General features: G+C 65.3%; 1 protein-coding gene. It reads left to right on the forward strand.

What is annotated here, in order from left to right; genetic code table 11:
• Positions 1–867, forward strand: an 867-nt coding sequence (gene ctaC, locus C1I97_RS37655; protein ID WP_111007336.1) for an aa3-type cytochrome oxidase subunit II, incomplete at both ends; no start/stop codon positions are given.

Genomic DNA, 867 nt, shown 5'->3' on the forward strand with positions numbered 1-867 from the left:
GGCGGAAGCTGCTGCAGGCACTGACTGCGGGCCTGGTCCTGGCGACCGCTACCGGTTGCACATACAAGGACTTTCCCCGACTGGGTATGCCCACCCCGACCACGGAAGAGGCTCCGATCATCCTCTCCCTGTGGCAGGGGTCCTGGGCGGCCGCGATTGCCGTCGGCTGCCTGGTGTGGGGTCTGATCCTGTGGAGTGCTTTCTTCCACCGGCGCAGTCGCACCAAGGTGGAGGTACCTCCGCAGACCCGGTACAACATGCCCATCGAGGCGCTGTACACGGTGGTCCCGCTCCTCATCGTCTCGGTGCTCTTCTACTTCACGGCCCGTGACGAGTCGAAGCTCCTGGACATGTCCAAGAAGCCCGACGTCACGGTGAACGTCGTCGGCTACCAGTGGAGCTGGGCCTTCAACTACATCGAGCCCGTCCCCGGCGTGAGCGGTGACGCGAAGACCGACAAGAACCTGGCCGGCATCCCGAACCGGTTCAAGGACGCCTTCCCGGCCAACGCCGGCGGCGTCTACGACTACGGCATCCCGGGCACGCGGAACCCCCAGAACGGCAACCCCGGCCCGACCCTGTGGCTGCCCAAGGGCAAGACCGTCCGCTTCGTTCTCACTTCGCGTGACGTCATCCACTCCTTCTGGGTGCTGCCGTTCCTGATGAAGCAGGACGTCATCCCGGGCCACACCAACTCCTTCCAGGTGACCCCCACCATGGAGGGCACCTTCCGGGGCAAGTGCGCCGAGCTCTGCGGCCAGGACCACTCCCGGATGCTGTTCAACGTGAAGGTCGTCTCGCCCGAGCGCTACGAGCAGCACCTCAAGGACCTCGCTAAGAAGGGGCAGACCGGTTACGTTCCCGCCG

This window comes from Streptomyces sp. NTH33, assembly GCF_003236365.1.
In the GTDB taxonomy this organism is placed as follows: Bacteria; Actinomycetota; Actinomycetes; order Streptomycetales; family Streptomycetaceae; genus Streptomyces.